Here is a 19,601-nt window from a genome sequence, read left to right on the forward strand (position 1 = left end):
ATCCGATTATGTCAGAGAACGGAAAGGATTACTAAATGAATACCGAACAATTTACTGAAATGCTGGCGGCGAAGGGGATTGCCCTTTCGCCACAGCAATTGCAGCAATATGACACCTACTATTCCACCCTGGTGGAATGGAATGAAAAAATGAATTTAACAGCCATTACGGAAAAGGAAGATGTGTATTTAAAGCACTTCTATGACTCCATTAGCGCGGCTTTTTACTTTGACTTCAGCCAGCCGCTAAAGGTCTGTGATGTCGGAGCGGGGGCAGGCTTCCCGAGCATACCGATTAAAATTGCTTTTCCGGGTTTACATATTACGATCGTTGACTCTCTTAATAAGCGCATCGGTTTTCTGGAGCATCTGGCGAAGAAGCTGGAGCTTGAGAATGTACGCTTTATCCATGACCGTGCGGAAACTTTTGGCCAGAACAAGGAATATCGTGAGTCTTTTGATGTGGTGACCGCAAGAGCTGTTGCCAGATTATCCGTTTTAAGCGAGCTGTGTCTGCCTCTTGCTAAAACAGGAGGCACATTTGTGGCCATGAAGGGCGCCAGTGCTCAGGAAGAACTGGATGCCGGCAAAAAGGCCGTCTCGGTTCTGGGCGGAAGACTTGTGGATTCCCACACGTTCACTCTCCCTGAGGAAGAAAGTGAGCGCAATATTTTAATCATTAAAAAAGAAAAGAGCACTCCTAAAAAGTACCCGCGAAAGCCGGGGACACCCAATAAAACACCAATTGAATAGGGTGCGCAATTTGCCATTGTATGACATAATGGTGTAAACGTTTCGATTTTTCCAGATATTTATATTGCTGATATCCGGCAGGATTTGTCATGATGATAGAGAATATGTTATAGGGAGTTTCGTAAAGGTGGTGCAGGGTGATGAAGCATTCTTTCTCACGCTTTTTTGGCCTAGGCGAAAAGGGAGAACAAGTTACAGCGGAAAAACCAGCAGAAGAACAGCTGGATATTGAAGACTTAAGCGACAGAGAAGAAGTTAAGAAAATTCCTATTGATCAAATCGTCCCCAACCGTTTCCAGCCAAGAACGGTATTTGATGATGAAAAAATAGAAGAGCTTTCCCGGACGATCCATACACATGGAATCATCCAGCCAATCGTCGTACGGGAATTTGAGGATGGCCAGTTTGAAATCATAGCCGGTGAACGCAGATACCGTGCCATGAAAAAACTGGGCTGGGAAGAAGCTCCTGCTATTGTCAAAAATCTTAGCGATACCGAAACGGCTTCAGTAGCTTTAATTGAAAATCTTCAAAGGGAAGAATTGTCACCGATTGAAGAAGCTGTTGCCTATGGAAAACTTTTAGAGCTGCATAGCCTGACACAGGAGGCATTGGCACAGCGCCTTGGAAAAGGACAGTCAACCGTTGCCAACAAGCTTCGGCTGCTGAAATTGCCGCAGCCTGTCCAGGATGCATTGCTAAACAAATCAATTACAGAGCGGCATGCCCGTTCACTCATCCCGCTGAAGGACCCGGAGAAGCAGGTCGCCCTGCTGCAGGAGATTGTGGAAAAGAATCTCAATGTGAAGCAGACGGAAGACCGGGTTGTCAAAATTCTCGAACAGAAAAATCCAAAACCGAAGCCGAAACGAAAGGCTTTCAGCAAGGATATGAGAATTGCGGTCAACACGATCAGGCAATCTTTATCCATGGTTTCTGACAGCGGCATTAATCTTGATTCTGAAGAAGAAGAATTTGATGAATTTTATCAAATCACGATCAAGATTCCTAAAAAGAAATAAATTTTTACGCGAAAAATAAAGCGGGGGCTCCCTGTTTTATTTTTCGCGTTTTTTGTTTGAAAGATAAGAGAAAGCATATAATTTTTGAACTTTTATAACTGTCTAGCACCAGCGCCTACCCCCTCGAGGTCACAAGCCAATCCTCCCAAAAAGGCAAAGAACGCCTTTCCGGGAGGCTCGTCTTGTGCTTGTCGGGGGTGGGCAAGGCGCTTGCGCTTTTCTTGAAGGACGATAAAAAGACTATTAGAATCTTCTTATTTTTTACAAAAAATTATTCTGTCCTGTTTTTCGTGATAAAATAGACTACGTGATTTAATGATACGAATGAATTCGCAGATAGATAGATTGGAATATTGATAGATGAAAGCAGGTGACACTGTGGGCAAGATTATAGCTGTTGCGAACCAGAAAGGCGGAGTCGGCAAAACGACCTCTTCCGTCAATCTTGGCGCATGCCTGGCATACATAGGCAAGAAAGTGCTGCTGGTCGACATTGATCCGCAGGGCAATGCCACAAGCGGAATCGGCATTGAAAAAGCGGATGTCGATCATTGCATTTATGACGTCCTCGTGGATGATGTGGAAGCATCCAAGGTCATTAAACCTACGTCGGTAGAGAACTTATATGCCATTCCGGCAACCATTCAGCTGGCAGGCGCAGAAATTGAACTGGTGCCGACGATCTCACGTGAAGTCAGGTTAAAGAGGGCTCTTGAGGAAGTAAAGGCAAACTTTGATTATGTGATTATCGACTGTCCTCCTTCCCTTGGATTACTGACGATAAATTCGCTGACCGCTTCGGATGCCGTAATCATACCCGTGCAGTGCGAGTACTATGCACTGGAAGGGCTGAGCCAGCTTCTGAATACAGTTCGTCTTGTGCAGAAGCATCTGAACCATGATTTGAAAATCGAAGGCGTTCTGCTGACAATGCTGGATGCCCGTACAAATCTCGGCATTCAGGTCATTGAAGAAGTGAAAAAGTATTTTCAGGATAAAGTCTATAAAACAATCATCCCCCGCAATGTGCGGCTGGGAGAGGCTCCGAGCCATGGAGAACCTATCATTACTTATGATCCGAAGTCACGCGGAGCTGAAGTATATTTAGAACTGGCAAAGGAAGTGGTTTCAAATGGCTAAAGGTTTAGGAAAAGGTCTGAATGCTTTTTTCAATAATGCTGAAACCGAAAGTGAAGAAACCGTACAGGAAGTAAAAATAAAGGACATTCGTCCAAACCCTTATCAGCCGCGCAAGGTGTTTGAAAAGGAAGCCATCGAGGAGCTGAAGCAATCCATCCTTGAACATGGAATTCTGCAGCCGATCATCGTCCGCAAAAGCATCAAGGGCTATGAAATTGTAGTCGGGGAGCGCCGCTTCCGGGCAGCAAAAGAAGCTAACTTGGAGAAAGTTCCTGTTGTTGTAAGAGAACTGACTGAACAGCAGATGATGGAGCTCGCTGTTCTTGAGAATCTTCAGCGTGAAGACTTAACGCCGATTGAAGAAGCGGCTGCATACCAGCTGCTGATGGAGAAGCTCAAGGTGACACAAGAGGAATTGGCCAAGCGCCTGGGAAAAAGCAGGCCGCATATTGCCAACCATATTCGCCTGCTATCCCTTCCTCCGAAAATTCAAGGATTGATTTCAGACGGCAAAATTTCCATGGGACACGGAAGAGCGCTATTGGGGCTGCGAAAAAAAGAAAAACTGCAGGCGCTTGTTGAAAAAACGGTTAAAGACGGCTTAAATGTCCGACAGCTTGAACAGCTGATTCAGCAGCTGAACGATGTTTCACGTGAAACGAAAAAGCCGGCAGTTCAAAAGGATATCTTCATTAAGGAACGCGAATCCTCCCTCCGGGAACGATTCGGAACGACCGTCCATATAAAACAGTCCAAAAACAAAGGGAAAATTGAGATTGAATTTTTCTCAAAAGAAGATTTGGAACGTATTATGGAGCTTTTAGAAACACATCAGTAAGCCATCTTTATGATGGTTTATTTTTTTACAGGATTTTATAAAAAAAAGATTGTAGGCTCAGACCTTTCGTGGTAATTTTAATAGAAAATAATTCGCATTGCGAAATAATAAGGTGAAGAGGATGTTTCTGCTAGGTACACTTGTGAATGGATTATTGATTATTATTGGAACACTGCTGGGGAAATTGCTCCATCGCATTCCCGAAAACATGAAGGGAACGGTCATGCATGCGATTGGCCTTGCGGTCATGGTGCTCGGACTGCAAATGGGCTTTAAAAGCGAGAATTTCCTCGTGGTGATTTTGAGCCTTGTGTTCGGAACGGTGATTGGAGAGTACTTTGCTCTCGAAGATAAACTCAACAAGCTTGGCGATTGGCTTGAAAGCAAAATTGGCTCCAAAGGACAAGGCAGCATTTCGCAGGGCTTCGTAACGGCTACACTTATCTTTGTCATTGGCGCTATGGCCATTATCGGAGCGCTTGACAGCGGCATCCGGGGCGACCACTCGGTGCTTTATACCAAATCGATTATTGACGGCTTCACCTCCCTCATCTTAACGACAACATTAGGAATCGGTGTGCTCTTTTCAGCTTTTCCGGTGATGCTGTATGAAGGACTCATTGCCCTTTTTGCCACCCAAATCGACCGGTTTGTCCCCCAGCTTCTGATGGACAGCTTTATCAAGGAAATGACCGCAACAGGCGGAATCATGATCTTTGCGATTGGACTGAATTTGACGGGCATTACGAAGATCAGGGTTGCGAACCTGCTTCCGGGAATTGTGGTCACGGGAATTATTGTGTCGGTTGTTTATTTTTATGGGATTTATTTTTAGATGAATGGTATGTGCACCGTGGGCACGGATGTTGGTGTGCTTGCGGTGCATTATTTATGCCGGTGAGGTGCTTTAAATGGCTGGAACCGCTTGAATTCACGAATTTAGTGCGTGAGATCCGAGCGCAAATCAGTTGTTTTTCGGGAAAAGGAGCGTGCTTGGCGGTTTATCTAACAGGCTGGGAATGTTATCTAGCATGTTTTGGGTTTTATCTAACAGGTTTGTGAATTTATCTAGCATGTTTTGAATTTTATCTAACAAGTTTCGGGTTTTATCTCACATTTGGCCCTATTTCCCCATGAAATCGAACGCGAAAATGATTTCACATCACTATTCACCATGCAAAAAGGGCTTAGAGAGTTCTAAACCCTTTTTTATGTGCTAAAGCTGGCTGTGAGTAAAAAACTTAAACTCTATTTAAATGTGTATCTTTGAAATTAGTTGAATATTTAAGCCCGTATCCAATTGCTCTATCCATTCCTATATGAGCTGACCAAATTACTCCTATCGCCATCACCAGCTGATTCGATAGAAGTAAACCTGCTATTACAATAGTAATCGACAAACTATAAGTATGAAAAATATTATAGCATTTCGCTCCAACATTATTGTTAATTAAATACCCTATCATTGAAATGTCAGGTGCCAGCAATAAAATGAAAAACATCCACCAACTGTATTCATATAACGCATAAAGATATACACTTAACACTAAAACTGCCAGCCCTTCCATGTGCAACAAAATTTTATTCAACTCTATTTTCCCTCACTTTTCAATGTAATGATAAAGTAATCGCCTTTTTTAAAGAGGCTTAAGTACATTACATCACAAAGTCTACGATATTAACATATTTATCCAAGTAATTTGATAGTAACCATATACTAAATCACAAAAAATCACACGCCCTCCAATAACTGAAAAATGACCTGTGAATTGATGTGTTATTTTATTGAAAAATGTTCCATTGATATAACAAGGAAAATCGAACGGTGAATTCCATGTTTACACCTCTTACGGCAAGCCGCAGGCTCACTCCCCTGCGGCTTTCCACTCTATTATGGTGTCTGCTCACGGTTCAGTTCCCACTTAAATGCAGGCCATGCCGGCGCTGTCCGGTGGGTCAGGCTGGCTTCATAGATCCCCTCCGCGATGGTTTTCGCCATTTTCAGGACGAGATTGAGCCTTGTGTTCTGGAGGACGAAGAATTCCATGAATCCGCTGACGTTGACGATGCCGGTGATGTGCATGTCCCCTACTTCCGGCAGGTCTTTATTGACTCCGGCGCCCGGCTTGACGGGTCCGTCTCCAATTTGGATGACTCCGACGCTTTTCAGGCGGCCCAGACATGCGTCGATTCCGATAATAAAGGGATTGAAATGCTTCTTTTTGATTTCGTTCAGTTTATCTTCCAGGTTCACGGCATGGATCGGGTCCTCCAATGTTCCGTATACATGGAAGGATGAAATGGATTTTTCCTCAAGGAGTGTGCCGACCAGCGGACCTAATGAATCACCTGTTGAGCGGTCTGTGCCAATGCAGACAAACACGATCGGACGGCAGCCGATGCCCGCAGGCAGAATATTCTTCAGCTCAGCAGCCAATTTTTCTGCAGAGTTTGTTTCTTCATGCGAGATTCTGGCAGAAGCCCCGCCTTTTTTGTCAAACAAGTTTGGTTTGAAGTTCATATAGGTCCACTCCCTTTTTAATCCTTGCCATGCCCGAAAAACAAGTATTTATACGTTTTTAACAGTATACGGAATTTTTGTGTAATCTATACATACCTGTATTATTTAATCGTTAAACAATCGGGTTTTTAACTGTTAAGCCATGAGAAAAATTGATAAAATAATTTTGTTTTACAGAGGGATTCGCACTGAGGGGCAAGATGCAGTATAATTTCATTCAAGCAATGGGCTTGAATTGCTTTCTGATTATTTTCACTAAATATGAGCAGGTGAAACCATGAGTCCTATTGAAAAAATGATAAACGGCATGATAGATAAGATTTCGAATGAAGAAACGTGGATAACCATTGGGGAAGGCATCTTTAAAGTTATGGCGATTCTGATCGTGACGAGCATCCTGATCAGGATCGGCAAGCTGGCCATCCGCAATATTTTTAAGGTGAGGACGCCGTCAAGGCTCCGAATCTCAGAGCGCAGGGAAGCCACCCTTCTGAAGCTGCTGGAGAATATGCTCACCTATGTGGTGTTTTTCGTTGCGGCAATCATGATATTATCGGTGCTGACAATTGATGTAAAAGCCCTTTTGGCCGGTGCCGGAATCGTCGGATTGGCTGTTGGGTTTGGGGCACAAAGTCTTGTAAAGGACATTATCACCGGATTTTTCATCATTTTTGAAGATCAGTTTTCAGTTGGAGATTATATCCGGATTGATCAATTTGAAGGAACCGTAGAAGAAATCGGGTTGAGGACCACCAAGATTAAAAACTGGACGGGTGAAGTTCATATCCTTCCGAACGGAAGCATTATGCAGGTGACTAATTTTTCATTAAATAATAGTGTGGCATTTGTGGATGTCAGCATTGCGTATGAAGGCGATATTGTGAAGGTTGAACAGGTCCTTCAGGAATTATTCGAAAAGCTCCCGGAAAAATATGAGGATATGGTCAAGCCGCCGGAAATTCTGGGCATCCAAAATATGGCGGCAGCTGACGTGATGCTGCGTGTAGTTTCAGAGACACTGCCAATGAGGCACTTTTATATTGCGCGCCAGCTGCGGAAGGAAATTAAGCTTTGTTTAGATGAGCATGGCATTGAAATTCCGTTCCCGCGCCTTGTGATGTACACACGGAATGAACAGGATAACCCAAAACTGAATGCGGAGGGATAAACATGGAGCAAAAAGAATTTGATTTACATGATGTGGTGGAAATGAAAAAGCCTCATCCATGCGGAGCTAACAAATGGAAAATCATCCGAATGGGGGCAGATATCCGCATTAAGTGCGAAGGCTGCGGACACAGCGTGATGATTCCAAGAAGGGAATTCGCCCGCAAAATGAAGAAAATTCTTGTTAAGCATGAGGAATAAGAGACAAACTGCAGGGAGATGAGGTTGTTGGCACAAACATTCAAGTCAGCCTGTCCCCTAAACTGCTGGGACAGCTGCGGCTTTCATGTAACAGTTGAAGACGGTAAAGTGACAAAGGTAGATGGCGATCCGGACCATCCGATAACAAAGGGGAAAATTTGCGGCCGCGGCAGAATGCTTGAAAGCAGAACCAATTCTCCGGAACGCCTGCTTCATCCGCTGAAAAAGGCAGATGGAGAATTTGTGCCCATTTCCTGGGAGCAGGCTTTGCACGATATTTCCCTGAAAATGAAGGAGCTAAAAGAAACGGATGGAACCACTTCAATCCTGCACAGCCATGATTATGCCAATGGCGGTTTGCTGACGAACCTGGATCAGCGCTTTTTCAACTGTTATGGCGGCGTGACTGAATTAGTGGGGTCAATCTGCTGGGGAGCCGGCATCGAGGCTCAGAGCTCGGATTTCGGAGATGCGTACAGCCATGGGCCTGAAGATATATTAAACAGCAGGCACATTGTCGTCTGGGGCAGAAATGTTGCCCGCACCAATATGCACCTGTATCAAAGGCTGCAGGAGGCAAAGAAACAAGGTGCCAAGTTGTATGTAATTGATCCAATTTATAATGCGACGGCTAAAATGGCCGACCGCTATTTTTCCATTAAGCCTGGGATGGATGGCTGGCTTGCGGCCGGCATCATGAAGGAAATGCTTCGTCTGGGATTGGAAGATAGAAGTTTCATAGATAGCTATTCAGTTGGTTTTGAAGATTTGATTGAATTGCTCAAAAGTGTAACGCTTGAGGAAATCGCAGAGAAAACGGAAGTGCCTGCTGAAGTGATGACCGAGCTTGCAGTGGTGTATGGCGATCGCCCCGTGTCCACTTTCTTTGGCCTGGGCATGCAGCGATACGAGAATGGCGGGAACACGATCCGGCTGATGGATGCTTTGATTGCCGTGAGCGGCAATATTGGGATTCCGGGCGGTGGTGCAAACTATGCCAACAGACAGGTAGGACAGAGTTTTGATGCGGCTGCCCTCACCCTCCCTGAGCGAAAAACGGCTTTCAGGCAATTTACGATGATGCGGCAGGCAGAAGGGATTTTAACAGCAAAGGATCCTGAGATTAAGATGATCTTCGTTACGTGCGGAAATCCTTTAACCCAGGTGCCTGACTCTTCAAGGGTACGCGAGGCTTTTGCAACTGTTGAGACTGTTGTCGTGATGGAGCAGTTTATGACAGACACGGCTAAAATGGCAGATTACGTTCTGCCCGTCGCAACTGTGTTTGAACAGGAAGATCTCTATTATTCTTCCATGTACCATCATTATGTCAACCATGGCCCGAAGCTGGCTGAACCGCCAGGCGAAGCGAAGCCTGATTTATGGGTGTGGACCGAGCTTGCCAAGCGTCTCGGATTCGGAGCTGATTTCGATTTTACAAGAGAAGAATTCATCAGCATGGGTCTCGGTTCGCTTAAAAAGCAGGGGATCACGCTTGATAGCATACGGAATGCCCATCATATGGAGCTTCCAGTTGATACGGTGCCTTGGAGAGACCGCCAGTTCAAGACGACAAGCGGCAAGTATGAATTTACCTCGTTCCGAAAGGGTTCCGAAAACAGGCTGACACTCGCTCTTCCCCGGGAAACAAAGTGGACCGATAAAGAGCGTGCCGAACAGTTTCCTTTTACCCTGCTGACGATTCATCCGCTCCGCTCCAATCATTCGCAGCATTATCACCTGTTGAAGCCGGAGCCTAAGGCAAAGGTGGAAATTGCCGATAATATTGCTGAAAAGCTTGGCCTGCAGGAGAACGATTACGTCAAAGTGTGGAATGACCGCGGAGAAATGAAGGGCTATGTCCATATTATGAAAAAAGCCCATCCGGATACCATCAATATCGATGAAGGCATCTGGGCAAAATTAGGCGGCCCCGTCAATAACCTTACATCCAGCAGGGAGTCGGACAACGGTCTTGGCAGCACATTGTATGACTGCCTTGTGAATATTGAGAAGGTTTAATAATAGCGGTGACAGGCACCTATACCAGTCAGGCAAAGTGGTATAGGTGCCTGTCACCTTTTCTTTACATTTCTCCGGCAACTATCTATAATTGTTAGAGGCTTGTTTAAATGAGAAACAATCGTATTTTTAATAGATGAAATAATGTTGAGGAGTGACTTGGATGGCTTTAACAGCTGGTATTGTAGGTTTGCCGAACGTCGGAAAGTCTACGTTGTTTAATGCAATTACCCAGGCGGGAGCGGAGTCTGCGAACTATCCGTTCTGTACAATTGATCCGAATGTGGGAATTGTGGAAGTGCCTGATCACCGTTTGAATAAACTAACTGAATTGGTTCAGCCGAAAAAAACTGTGCCAACGGCTTTTGAATTTACGGATATCGCCGGCATCGTAAAGGGTGCGAGCAAAGGGGAAGGTCTTGGGAATAAATTTCTGTCCCATATCCGTGAAGTGGATGCCATCTGTCAGGTTGTCCGCTGTTTTGCGGATGACAATATTACACACGTTGCGGGGAAAGTGGACCCGATCGATGATATCGAAGTCATCAACCTGGAATTGATTCTGGCTGATCTTGAGTCGGTTGATAAGCGAATTGGCCGTGTGAGCAAGCTGGCTAAGCAGAAGGATAAAGATTCTGTGATCGAGCTTGAAATTCTGGAGAAATTAAAAGAAGCGTTCGAAAATGATAAGCCAGCCCGTACTGTCGAGTTTACAGACGAGCAAATGAAGATTGTAAAAGGTCTTCACCTGCTGACAATCAAGCCGGTGCTTTACGTTGCAAACGTAAGCGAGGACGATGTAGCGGATCCTTCTTCTAACGAATATGTGCAGCAGGTAAAAGAATTTGCCGCAAAAGATAATGCGGAAGTCATCGTAATCTGTGCAAAAATCGAATCTGAAATTGCAGAGCTTGACGGGGAAGAAAAAGAAATGTTCCTTCAGGAGCTGGGCATCGAAGAATCCGGCCTTGATCAGCTGATCAGAGCAGCCTACAACCTGCTTGGACTGGCAACTTACTTCACAGCAGGCGTACAGGAAGTCCGTGCCTGGACATTCCGAAAAGGCATGAAAGCTCCTCAATGTGCGGGAGTGATTCACTCCGACTTTGAAAAAGGCTTCATCCGTGCAGAAACAGTTTCCTATGACGACCTTGTCGCTGCAGGAAACATGACAGCTGCGAAAGAAGCAGGAAAAGTCCGCCTAGAAGGCAAAGAATACATTGTTAAAGACGGAGATGTCATGCACTTCCGCTTTAACGTTTAATTATTTAGGGACCTCTATTTTTAGGGGTTCTTTTTTAATGATTCTTTCAAAATAATCTTCCATCTTCCAATTCACTCTAGTGTTATTGCTTTTGCATATTTAATGTGCTATAATTTCAACTTGTGAGTAATGTATATTGCTCCTTGCCCTTTGTGGGCCGTTAGACCAAAAGGAGGTGAAAGTGATGAGAAAGTACGAAGTTATGTACATCATCCGCCCAAACATTGAAGATGAGGCTAAAAAAGCCCTAGTTGAGCGTTTCAACACAATCTTAACTGACAATGGTGCGGAGGTTTCTGAATCAAAGGATTGGGGTAAGCGTCGCCTTGCATACGAAATCAATGATTTCCGCGATGGCTACTACCAGCTTATGAACGTTAATGCTGAAGCAACAGCTGTTGACGAGTTCACTCGTTTAGCTAAAATCAGCGAAGACATCATCCGTTACATCGTTGTTAAAGACGAAAAATAATAGATATAGACATTTTACCGAGAGGAGTTGATTCTGATGATGAACCGTGTTGTTCTTGTCGGACGTTTGACAAAGGATCCTGATTTGCGGTATACCCCGAACGGAGTTCCTGTCGCTTCATTCACTCTTGCCGTGAATCGTACTTTTACGAATCAGCAAGGTGAGCGGGAGGCAGACTTTATCAACTGTGTGGTATGGAGAAAGCCAGCTGAAAACGTAGCGAATTTCCTTAAAAAAGGAAGTCTTGCAGGTGTAGATGGCCGGATTCAGTCCCGCAGCTATGAAGGCCAGGATGGAAAGCGCGTTTACGTGACAGAAGTCCAGGCTGAAAGTGTGCAATTCCTTGAGCCGAAGAATAGTTCTGGCGGCCAGGGCGGCGGTAATCCGAACTACGGCGGTCCAAAAGATCAGGATTTCCCATTTGGAAATAACAGCAATCAGAATCAACGCCAGGATAATCGTAATCAGGGCAACTATACTCGCGTGGATCAGGACCCATTCGCAAATGACGGCCAAATCGACATTTCCGATGACGACCTGCCATTCTAATAGTGCCCGATTATGAACGGAAATATATAAAATAAAAAGCTAAAGGAGGTAACTGACCATGGCTGGAGGACGCAGAGGAGGACGTGCTAAACGTCGTAAGGTTTGCTTTTTCACTGCAAACGGAATCACTCACATCGACTACAAAGATGTGGATCTTCTAAAAAAATTCATCTCTGAGCGCGGTAAGATTTTACCACGTCGTGTAACTGGCACTAACGCTAAATACCAACGTAAATTAACGATTGCTATTAAGCGCGCTCGCCAAATGGCATTACTGCCATACGTTTCAGGTGAATAATTAATATGAAAAGACGCTGGTATCCGGCGTCTTTTTTATTATGTTCTCCTTTAGTACGGGGTTGTGTTAAAGTTAAAACCCCTTCTGAAATCGCGAAGGTTGAACCTGCATTTAATACTAGCTACAATAGAGCTTATATGGGTTCAAAAAGCCGGGAACAGATTTCCTCCTTTTTGGATACACAGTTTGAGGGGTGTATCAATGAATAATGTACATAAATTAACAGAAGGTGCCGTGCTTCTCGCAGTTTTCGCCGTGCTGCTTCTGATTTCGCTCTATGTGCCGATTCTCGGTACCGTTTCGGTTTTCTTCCTGGCTCTTCCGTTTATTATGTTTGCGGCAAAAAATAACCGGATGAGCGCGATTGTCTTTCTGACGGGAGGCGTCCTGCTTTCCCTGATTATCGGGTCCATCAAGGGGATTCCGCTTGCCCTGACATTCGGATTGACCGGTACGGTAATCGGTATTTTCATAAGGGAGAATAAAGGACGGGCTTCTTCCTTTATTGCGGGCACGCTTGTATTCCTTGCAGCCCTTTTGCTTCAGTATGCTGCAGCAGTTGCCTTTTTTAATATCAATATCATTAAAGAAGGCATCAGCATGATGGAAGAGTCCATTAAAATCTCACAAGGAATGCTCGAAGGATTCGGACAAAACGCAGATAAGGCAGTCGAGCAGCTGACAGCAGGCCTTAAAATGATTGAAACCTTAACGCCAAGTTTATTTGTCATGACATCGGTCATTTCTGTTTTTATCATTCAGCTTGTTTCCTTTCCGATCGCCAAACGATTCGGTATTAAGATTGAAGGCTTGAAGCCATTCAGGGAAATGAGCCTGCCGAAAAGCATATTATGGTACTATCTCATAACCATTATTGCTTCGTTCCTTTTTAATCCGTCAGAAGGAAGCTACTGGTTTATGGCCCTTGTCAATATTGCCTTCATTCTGCAGATTTTCATGGTCATTCAAGGCCTGTCCCTGATTTTCTTTTTCAGTCATTTAAAGGGGTGGCCGAAAGCGGTGCCTGTACTTGCTGCTGTATTTACATTTCTTATGCCATTTCTCCTTTATATTGTGAGGATATTAGGTATAATTGACTTAGGATTCGATTTAAGGCAAAGATTAGGAAAAAAGTGATGAACAACACTACTGTTTAGGAGCTGAAAACATGCCTTCGTATTTAGAAAAGCGGTCCATACGCTATCCGATTTTTGGATTGATGGGCATAACAGTGGTGCTTCTCGGTATATTGGCGTACTACAATTGGCTTTTTGCATTAATTGGGCTGTTTCTGGCCATCCTTCCTTTCTACTACCTTTTTCAGCTGAATCAAAAGCACCGGAAGGAGACGGAAGAATACATCTCTACCCTTTCCTACAGGGTGAAAAAAGTCGGCGAAGAAGCTCTGATGGAAATGCCGATCGGAATCATGCTGATTAATGATGATTATTACATTGAATGGACCAATCCCTTTTTAGCATCCTGCTTTGATGAAGATACGCTAGTCGGAAGATCGCTTTATGATGTCGCGGATTCGCTTGTTCCGCTTATCAAACAAGAAGTGGAAACAGAAATTATTACGCTTCATGACCGCAAATTCCGGGTGATCCATAAACCGGAAGAACGCCTTTTATACTTTTTTGATGTCACGGAACAAACTGAAATTGAGAAAATGTATCAGGAAGAACGGACAGTGATCGCCATCATCTTCCTTGATAATTATGACGAACTGACCCAGGCGATGGATGACCAGACGAAAAGCAGCCTCAACAGCCTGGTGACCCAGATATTGAATAAATGGGCACAGGATAATGGAGTCTTTCTGAAGCGGGTATCATCTGAGCGCTTTATCGCCGTATTTAATGAACATATTCTGCAGCTTCTTGAAAAAGGGAAGTTCACGATTCTAGATGATGTCCGGGAAACCACATCCAAGCAAAATGTTCCGCTTACGTTAAGCATAGGTGTCGGCACGGGGGTTTCCTCCCTTCCTGAGCTCGGTTCACTGGCCCAGTCCAGCTTAGATCTGGCATTAGGCCGCGGAGGAGATCAGGTGGCCATCAAGCAGACTAACGGGAAAGTCAAATTCTTCGGGGGCAAGACCAATCCTGTTGAAAAAAGAACCCGGGTCCGTGCACGCGTCATTTCCCATGCGCTGAAGGAATTGATTTCCGAAAGCGATAAAGTCATTATCATGGGCCACAAAAGCCCGGATATGGATGCAATTGGAGCCGCCATCGGGATTCAGAAGGTGGCGCGCCTGAATCAGCGTGAAGGCTATGTAGTGGTGAATTTCAGTGAACTGGATACAGGCGTCAGAAGGATGATGAAGGAAATTGAAAAGAATGAAGAACTCTTTTCAAAATTCATCACACCGGAACAGGCGATGGAAATCGCCACGGACGATACCCTGCTCGTGGTTGTTGATACCCACAAGCCATCCATGGTAATTGAGGAAAAGCTGCTTCATGCGATTGAACATGTGGTCGTCATCGACCATCATCGCCGCGCTGAAGAGTTCATTCATAATCCGCTGCTGGTTTATATGGAGCCATACGCTTCCTCTACAGCAGAACTGGTGACAGAGCTTCTGGAATATCAGCCGAAAAACGGCAGAATCGAAATGCTGGAAGCGACGGCACTGCTTGCCGGGATCATTGTCGATACGAAGAGCTTCTCACTGCGGACAGGATCGCGGACGTTTGATGCGGCTTCCTACCTGCGCGGACAGGGTGCAGATACCGTGCTCGTTCAAAAGTTCTTAAAAGAAGATGTAGATACCTACATCAAGCGGGCGAAGCTGATTGAAACCGTACAATTTTACAAAGAAGGCATTGCGATTGCCAAGGGTGAGCCGGATCAGATATTTGACCAGGTGCTGATTGCCCAGACGGCAGATACCCTGCTGACGATGGATGGCGTGGTTGCTTCATTTGTCATCTCAAACCGCTCTGAAAACATGATAGGGGTCAGCGCACGTTCCCTCGGGGATATCAATGTCCAGGTGATCATGGAAAACCTCGAAGGCGGCGGGCACTTAACAAATGCTGCCACACAGCTTCAGGATGCAACACTTGATGATGTTGAAGTCCGATTAAAAGAGGCTATAGATGAATACTTTGAAGGGAGAAAAAAGGAATGAAAGTAATCTTTTTAAAAGACGTTAAAGGCAAAGGGAAAAAAGGCGAAGTAAAAAATGTAGCAGATGGCTATGCACATAACTTTTTAATTAAGCAAGGGCTTGCTGTCGAAGCAAACCAATCGAGTATCAGCAGCCTGAATGCTCAAAAGAAGAAAGAAGAAAAGCTTGCTGCTGAAGAGCTTGCTGATGCAAAAAAACTGAAAGAAACACTTGAAAAGCTGACAGTTGAATTTACTGCAAAATCAGGTGAAGGCGGCCGCCTGTTCGGCTCCATCACAAGCAAGCAAATTGCTGAAGAGCTTCAAAAGAAGCACAGCATCAAAATCGACAAACGCAAGATCGAAATGGAAGATGCGATCCGCACACTTGGATACACAAAGGTTCCAGTCAAGCTTCATACTGAAGTAACGGCAACATTAAACGTACATGTAAAAGAAGCATAAAGCTAAGCTTCCATTAGTCGGATAAACTAATATTGGAAGTGGCTTTTGCCGATAAACATGTTAAAATAAAAGGGTTGATTAAAAATGTGATCAGTTTTTGCTGGTCACATTTTTTAAAGGGATTATAAGGGATTTTTATATAAATATAGATTTGCTTAATGTTTATTTTAAGGAGGTTTAATGAGATGAGTGATTTATTCGCGGATCGGCTCCCGCCTCAGAATATCGAAGCGGAACAGGCTGTGCTTGGGGCAATCTTTCTTGAACCCTCCTCTCTTACACAAGCATCTGAGATCTTGATACCTGAAGACTTCTACCGTGCGGCCCACCAGAAGATTTTCAATGTTATGCTGAAGCTGAGCGATCAGGGTAAAGCGGTCGACTTAGTGACCGTGACAGAAGAGCTCAGCGCAGCAAAACTGCTCGAGGATACCGGAGGGGTCAGCTATTTAAGTGAACTGGCCGGATCTGTTCCGACAGCGGCGAATATTGAGTACTATGCAAAGATCGTGGAAGAAAAATCACTGCTTCGCAGGCTGATCCGGACGGCGACGGGGATTGCACAGGACGGCTATACGCGCGAGGATGAAGTGGAAGTTCTGCTGGGGGAAGCAGAGAAAAATATCATGGAGGTTGCACAGCGCAAAAACGCCGGTGCCTTTCATAATATTAAGGATGTATTGGTGCGGACCTACGATAATATCGAGGAAATGCATAACCGTAAAGGGGATATTACAGGGATTGCGACTGGATTTACCGAGCTCGACCGCATGACAGCCGGCTTCCAGCGAAATGATCTCATCATTGTCGGTGCCCGTCCTTCCGTAGGTAAAACAGCCTTCGCCTTGAATATCGCGCAAAATGTGGCAACGAAAACCGGAGAAAACGTCGCGATCTTCAGTCTGGAGATGGGCGCCGAACAGCTGGTCATGCGTATTCTCTGTGCTGAAGGGAATATTGATGCCCAGAGACTTCGTACCGGCTCTCTGACAGATGAGGACTGGGGAAAGCTGACGATGGCGATGGGAAGCCTGTCAAATGCGGGTATTTTCATCGATGACACGCCGGGTGTCCGCATCCAGGATATCCGTTCCAAATGCCGCCGCCTCAAACAGGAGCAGGGGCTTGGCATGATTCTGATCGACTACCTGCAATTAATCCTCGGAAGCGGACGTTCAGGAGAAAACCGCCAGCAGGAAGTATCTGAAATCTCACGTTCCCTAAAACAGCTGGCACGTGAACTTCAGGTCCCTGTGATCGCACTGTCTCAGCTTTCCCGTGGTGTGGAACAGCGTCAGGATAAGCGTCCGATGATGTCAGACATCCGTGAATCGGGAAGTATTGAGCAGGATGCCGATATCGTGGCATTCCTGTACCGCGATGATTACTATGACAAAGAATCCGAAGATAAAAACATCATCGAAATCATCATCGCCAAGCAGCGTAACGGCCCGGTTGGAACCGTTCAGCTGGCATTCGTAAAAGAGTATAATAAATTCGTAAACTTAGAGAAACGCTTTGATGATTCATTCGCGCCGCCTGGTGCATAAAGAGGGCCTGCATATTGCAAGTCCTCTTTTTATATTTGTATTTTCATTGTTTCACGAACATATTTTCATATTTTTATTAAAATTGTTCGTGTTTTATTGACTATCACACATCACCTTGTTAAACTAAGATGGTTGAAATAAGTTACTTAATTAAAAATGAAAATAAATTTTAAAACCATGGGATTCCCGGAGGTGCTTGTTTAATGTCATCAGTAGTAGTAGTTGGAACACAGTGGGGAGATGAAGGGAAAGGAAAGATTACAGACTTCCTTTCTGAAAATGCAGAAGTAATCGCACGTTACCAAGGCGGAAACAATGCAGGACATACAATCAAATTCAATGGCGAGACATATAAGCTTCATTTAATTCCATCTGGAATATTCTACAGCGATAAAATTTGCACAATCGGAAACGGAATGGTTGTCGATCCAAAAGCGCTTGTAAAAGAATTGGCGTACCTTCATGACAAGGGAGTTACAACAGACAACCTGCGCATTTCAAACCGCGCACATGTCATCCTTCCTTACCACCTGAAGCTGGATGAAGTGGAAGAAGAGCGCAAAGGTGCAAACAAGATCGGTACAACGAAAAAAGGCATCGGTCCTGCTTACATGGATAAAGCAGCCCGCAACGGAATCCGCATCGCGGACCTTCTAGACCGTGAAGTGTTTGAAGAAAAGCTTGCGCGCAACCTGGAAGAAAAGAACCGCCTGCTTGAGCGCTTCTATGAAACAGAAGGATTCAAAATCGAAGACATCCTAGATGAATACTACGAATACGGCCAGCAAATCAAACATTATGTCTGCGACACGTCTGTTGTGCTTAATGATGCATTAGATGATGGCCGCCGCGTTCTGTTCGAAGGTGCACAGGGAGTTATGCTTGATATCGACCAGGGTACTTACCCATTCGTTACATCCTCTAACCCGGTAGCCGGCGGTGTAACAATCGGTTCTGGTGTTGGCCCTACAAAAATCAAGCATGTTGTCGGTGTATCAAAGGCCTATACAACTCGTGTAGGAGACGGCCCATTCCCGACTGAACTTGATAATGAAATCGGCAGCCAGATCCGTGAAGTAGGCCGTGAATACGGTACAACAACTGGACGTGCCCGCCGTGTCGGCTGGTTCGACAGCGTGGTTGTCCGCCATGCCCGCCGTGTCAGCGGAATCACAGATCTTTCTCTTAACTCCATCGACGTTCTGACTGGAATTGAGACATTAAAAATCTGTACAGCTTACCGTTATAACGGAGAAGTAATCGAAGAATTCCCTGCAAGCTTAAAAGTACTGGCTGAATGTGAGCCTGTATATGAAGAGCTTCCAGGCTGGACAGAAGACATCACAGGCTGCAAATCACTCGATGAGCTTCCTGCCAATGCCCGCCACTACCTGGAGCGCGTTTCCCAGCTGACAGGAATTCCATTATCCATCTTCTCAGTCGGCCCGGACCGCACTCAGACAAATGTAGTGTTAAGCCCATGGAGACAAAACTAATACTTGATTGGAAAAGCCCTGATTGGGGCTTTTCTTTTTTTGTGTGGCTGGACAAGGCGGGTGCGGTTGGTTTGGTTGTTTGGCCGCAGGTTCGGACTGTGGGAGGGGAAATTGCCGTCTTTGAGTCCGAAGTTGAGTCAGGTTCAGACAGAGAAAAGAGAAATGGCGGGTGCTGAGTCCGAAGTTAGGTCAAGTTCAGACAGAAAAAGGAGAAATTGGTGTTTTTGAGTCCGAACCCACATCTGATTTTTAATGGAGAAAAAATTAAAAAAGAGGAGTAAACAAAGAGAATTAGGGAAATGAATCCATAAACCGGGGAAAAGAACGCAAAAGAATACTCTTTTTAGGGAAAACCCATCCCAGCCAAGTGGCTGCAATCTAGCATTCAAACACCTACAGCTGCAGTCTTCCCAGCAAAAAAGAATTTTTTATAAAAAAGTTATTGCGCTTTTATAAAACTCTATGATATTATAAAAAGCGTCGCCAAGGTAGCAACCTTGGAAACACTAGAGCATGAGCCATTAGCTCAGTCGGTAGAGCAGATTGCAGCATCAGTGAATTGCTTCACCGAATAGCAATCTGTGACAAAGCACGCAGGGCTTTGGAACATCTGACTTAGCAGTATCAGGCTTTAGGCAACAGAATTTTAGTACGAGCCATTAGCTCAGTCGGTAGAGCATCTGACTTTTAATCAGAGGGTCGAAGGTTCGAGTCCTTCATGGCT

The 19,601-nt window shown here is 44.9% G+C and carries 20 protein-coding genes; 18 read left to right on the top strand and 2 right to left on the bottom strand.

Annotation, left to right across the window (positions count from 1 at the left end):
- Positions 1-35 precede the first annotated feature (35 nt).
- The 5 genes from rsmG (at position 36) to BK139_RS21620 (ending at position 4,587) form a co-directional block, all read left to right on the top strand.
- Positions 36-752 carry a 16S rRNA (guanine(527)-N(7))-methyltransferase RsmG gene (gene rsmG, locus BK139_RS21600; protein ID WP_076262922.1) on the top strand — a complete coding sequence of 239 codons (717 nt, stop codon included), beginning with the start codon at positions 36-38 and terminating at the stop codon, positions 750-752.
- A 140-nt stretch (positions 753-892) separates the two neighbouring features.
- Positions 893-1,774, top strand: coding sequence for a nucleoid occlusion protein (gene noc, locus BK139_RS21605; RefSeq protein ID WP_076262924.1), 882 nt, complete (start codon positions 893-895; stop codon positions 1,772-1,774).
- 378 nt (positions 1,775-2,152) lie between these two features.
- Positions 2,153-2,914 (top strand): ParA family protein, encoded by a 762-nt coding sequence (locus BK139_RS21610; protein WP_048010276.1) that lies wholly within the window; start codon positions 2,153-2,155, stop codon positions 2,912-2,914.
- Complete coding sequence (locus tag BK139_RS21615; RefSeq protein WP_076262926.1) at positions 2,907-3,752, top strand: ParB/RepB/Spo0J family partition protein; 846 nt, start codon at positions 2,907-2,909, stop codon at positions 3,750-3,752. The genes BK139_RS21610 and BK139_RS21615 overlap by 8 nt, the downstream gene beginning before the upstream one ends.
- A gap of 121 nt (positions 3,753-3,873) precedes the next feature.
- A complete protein-coding gene (locus tag BK139_RS21620) occupies positions 3,874-4,587 on the top strand; it encodes a DUF554 domain-containing protein (RefSeq protein ID WP_076262927.1) in 714 nt (237 codons plus the stop codon).
- A gap of 406 nt (positions 4,588-4,993) precedes the next feature.
- Here the strand turns inward: BK139_RS21620 and BK139_RS21625 are convergent, their stop codons facing one another.
- Both BK139_RS21625 and yyaC read right to left on the bottom strand, forming a co-directional pair.
- Positions 4,994-5,341: a DUF4260 domain-containing protein gene (locus tag BK139_RS21625; protein ID WP_076262930.1), complete on the bottom strand. Its 348-nt coding sequence runs from the start codon at positions 5,339-5,341 to the stop codon at positions 4,994-4,996.
- A gap of 302 nt (positions 5,342-5,643) precedes the next feature.
- A complete protein-coding gene (gene yyaC, locus BK139_RS21630; protein WP_076262932.1) occupies positions 5,644-6,273 on the bottom strand; it encodes a spore protease YyaC in 630 nt (209 codons plus the stop codon).
- A gap of 277 nt (positions 6,274-6,550) precedes the next feature.
- Here yyaC and BK139_RS21635 point away from each other — a divergent pair, with 277 nt between their 5' ends.
- The 13 genes from BK139_RS21635 (at position 6,551) to BK139_RS24185 (ending at position 19,053) form a co-directional block, all read left to right on the top strand.
- Positions 6,551-7,441, top strand: a complete 891-nt coding sequence (locus BK139_RS21635; protein WP_076262934.1) for a mechanosensitive ion channel family protein — start codon at positions 6,551-6,553, stop codon at positions 7,439-7,441.
- A 2-nt stretch (positions 7,442-7,443) separates the two neighbouring features.
- On the top strand, positions 7,444-7,641 hold the full coding sequence (locus BK139_RS21640; RefSeq protein ID WP_035328295.1) for a DUF951 domain-containing protein: 198 nt from the start codon (positions 7,444-7,446) through the stop codon (positions 7,639-7,641).
- 27 nt (positions 7,642-7,668) lie between these two features.
- A complete protein-coding gene (locus tag BK139_RS21645; protein WP_076262936.1) occupies positions 7,669-9,663 on the top strand; it encodes a molybdopterin-dependent oxidoreductase in 1,995 nt (664 codons plus the stop codon).
- 163 nt (positions 9,664-9,826) lie between these two features.
- Positions 9,827-10,927, top strand: a complete 1,101-nt coding sequence (gene ychF / locus BK139_RS21650; RefSeq protein WP_035328291.1) for a redox-regulated ATPase YchF — start codon at positions 9,827-9,829, stop codon at positions 10,925-10,927.
- Positions 10,928-11,111: 184 nt separating this feature from the next.
- Positions 11,112-11,399: a 30S ribosomal protein S6 gene (rpsF, locus tag BK139_RS21655; protein WP_076262938.1), complete on the top strand. Its 288-nt coding sequence runs from the start codon at positions 11,112-11,114 to the stop codon at positions 11,397-11,399.
- Positions 11,400-11,435: 36 nt separating this feature from the next.
- Entirely contained in the window at positions 11,436-11,948 is a 513-nt protein-coding gene (ssb, locus tag BK139_RS21660; RefSeq protein WP_076262941.1) for a single-stranded DNA-binding protein, read from the top strand.
- 58 nt (positions 11,949-12,006) lie between these two features.
- On the top strand, positions 12,007-12,246 hold the full coding sequence (gene rpsR, locus BK139_RS21665; protein WP_009332461.1) for a 30S ribosomal protein S18: 240 nt from the start codon (positions 12,007-12,009) through the stop codon (positions 12,244-12,246).
- A gap of 201 nt (positions 12,247-12,447) precedes the next feature.
- Positions 12,448-13,383, top strand: a complete 936-nt coding sequence (locus BK139_RS21675; protein ID WP_076262946.1) for a YybS family protein — start codon at positions 12,448-12,450, stop codon at positions 13,381-13,383.
- Positions 13,384-13,414: 31 nt separating this feature from the next.
- Positions 13,415-15,388 (top strand): DHH family phosphoesterase, encoded by a 1,974-nt coding sequence (locus BK139_RS21680; protein ID WP_076262949.1) that lies wholly within the window; start codon positions 13,415-13,417, stop codon positions 15,386-15,388.
- Positions 15,385-15,831, top strand: a complete 447-nt coding sequence (gene rplI / locus BK139_RS21685; protein WP_035328283.1) for a 50S ribosomal protein L9 — start codon at positions 15,385-15,387, stop codon at positions 15,829-15,831. Before BK139_RS21680 ends, rplI begins: the two co-directional genes overlap by 4 nt.
- Positions 15,832-16,016: 185 nt before the next feature.
- On the top strand, positions 16,017-17,381 hold the full coding sequence (dnaB, locus tag BK139_RS21690) for a replicative DNA helicase (protein WP_076262951.1): 1,365 nt from the start codon (positions 16,017-16,019) through the stop codon (positions 17,379-17,381).
- A 203-nt stretch (positions 17,382-17,584) separates the two neighbouring features.
- The gene (locus BK139_RS21695) at positions 17,585-18,877 is read left to right on the top strand and encodes an adenylosuccinate synthase (protein ID WP_048010217.1); all 1,293 of its coding nucleotides are present in this window, start codon (positions 17,585-17,587) and stop codon (positions 18,875-18,877) included.
- A complete protein-coding gene (locus BK139_RS24185) occupies positions 18,862-19,053 on the top strand; it encodes a hypothetical protein (protein WP_076262954.1) in 192 nt (63 codons plus the stop codon). Before BK139_RS21695 ends, BK139_RS24185 begins: the two co-directional genes overlap by 16 nt.
- Positions 19,054-19,601: the final 548 nt, after the last annotated feature.

Source organism: Paenibacillus sp. FSL R5-0490, from assembly GCF_001956215.1.
Lineage (GTDB): Bacteria > Bacillota > Bacilli > Bacillales > Cytobacillaceae > Cytobacillus.

Excerpts from the sequence above, each read along its gene's own strand:
- rsmG (WP_076262922.1), top strand. The coding sequence starts at position 36 with ATGAATACCGAACAATTTACTGAAATGCTGGCGGCGAAGGGGATTGCC.
- noc (WP_076262924.1), top strand. The coding sequence starts at position 893 with ATGAAGCATTCTTTCTCACGCTTTTTTGGCCTAGGCGAAAAGGGAGAA.
- BK139_RS21615 (WP_076262926.1), top strand. The coding sequence starts at position 2,907 with ATGGCTAAAGGTTTAGGAAAAGGTCTGAATGCTTTTTTCAATAATGCT.
- BK139_RS21620 (WP_076262927.1), top strand. The coding sequence starts at position 3,874 with ATGTTTCTGCTAGGTACACTTGTGAATGGATTATTGATTATTATTGGA.
- yyaC (WP_076262932.1), bottom strand. The coding sequence starts at position 6,273 with ATGAACTTCAAACCAAACTTGTTTGACAAAAAAGGCGGGGCTTCTGCC.
- BK139_RS21635 (WP_076262934.1), top strand. The coding sequence starts at position 6,551 with ATGAGTCCTATTGAAAAAATGATAAACGGCATGATAGATAAGATTTCG.
- BK139_RS21640 (WP_035328295.1), top strand. The coding sequence starts at position 7,444 with ATGGAGCAAAAAGAATTTGATTTACATGATGTGGTGGAAATGAAAAAG.
- ychF (WP_035328291.1), top strand. The coding sequence starts at position 9,827 with ATGGCTTTAACAGCTGGTATTGTAGGTTTGCCGAACGTCGGAAAGTCT.
- rpsF (WP_076262938.1), top strand. The coding sequence starts at position 11,112 with ATGAGAAAGTACGAAGTTATGTACATCATCCGCCCAAACATTGAAGAT.
- ssb (WP_076262941.1), top strand. The coding sequence starts at position 11,436 with ATGATGAACCGTGTTGTTCTTGTCGGACGTTTGACAAAGGATCCTGAT.
- rpsR (WP_009332461.1), top strand. The coding sequence starts at position 12,007 with ATGGCTGGAGGACGCAGAGGAGGACGTGCTAAACGTCGTAAGGTTTGC.
- BK139_RS21675 (WP_076262946.1), top strand. The coding sequence starts at position 12,448 with ATGAATAATGTACATAAATTAACAGAAGGTGCCGTGCTTCTCGCAGTT.
- BK139_RS21680 (WP_076262949.1), top strand. The coding sequence starts at position 13,415 with ATGCCTTCGTATTTAGAAAAGCGGTCCATACGCTATCCGATTTTTGGA.
- rplI (WP_035328283.1), top strand. The coding sequence starts at position 15,385 with ATGAAAGTAATCTTTTTAAAAGACGTTAAAGGCAAAGGGAAAAAAGGC.
- dnaB (WP_076262951.1), top strand. The coding sequence starts at position 16,017 with ATGAGTGATTTATTCGCGGATCGGCTCCCGCCTCAGAATATCGAAGCG.
- BK139_RS21695 (WP_048010217.1), top strand. The coding sequence starts at position 17,585 with ATGTCATCAGTAGTAGTAGTTGGAACACAGTGGGGAGATGAAGGGAAA.
- BK139_RS24185 (WP_076262954.1), top strand. The coding sequence starts at position 18,862 with ATGGAGACAAAACTAATACTTGATTGGAAAAGCCCTGATTGGGGCTTT.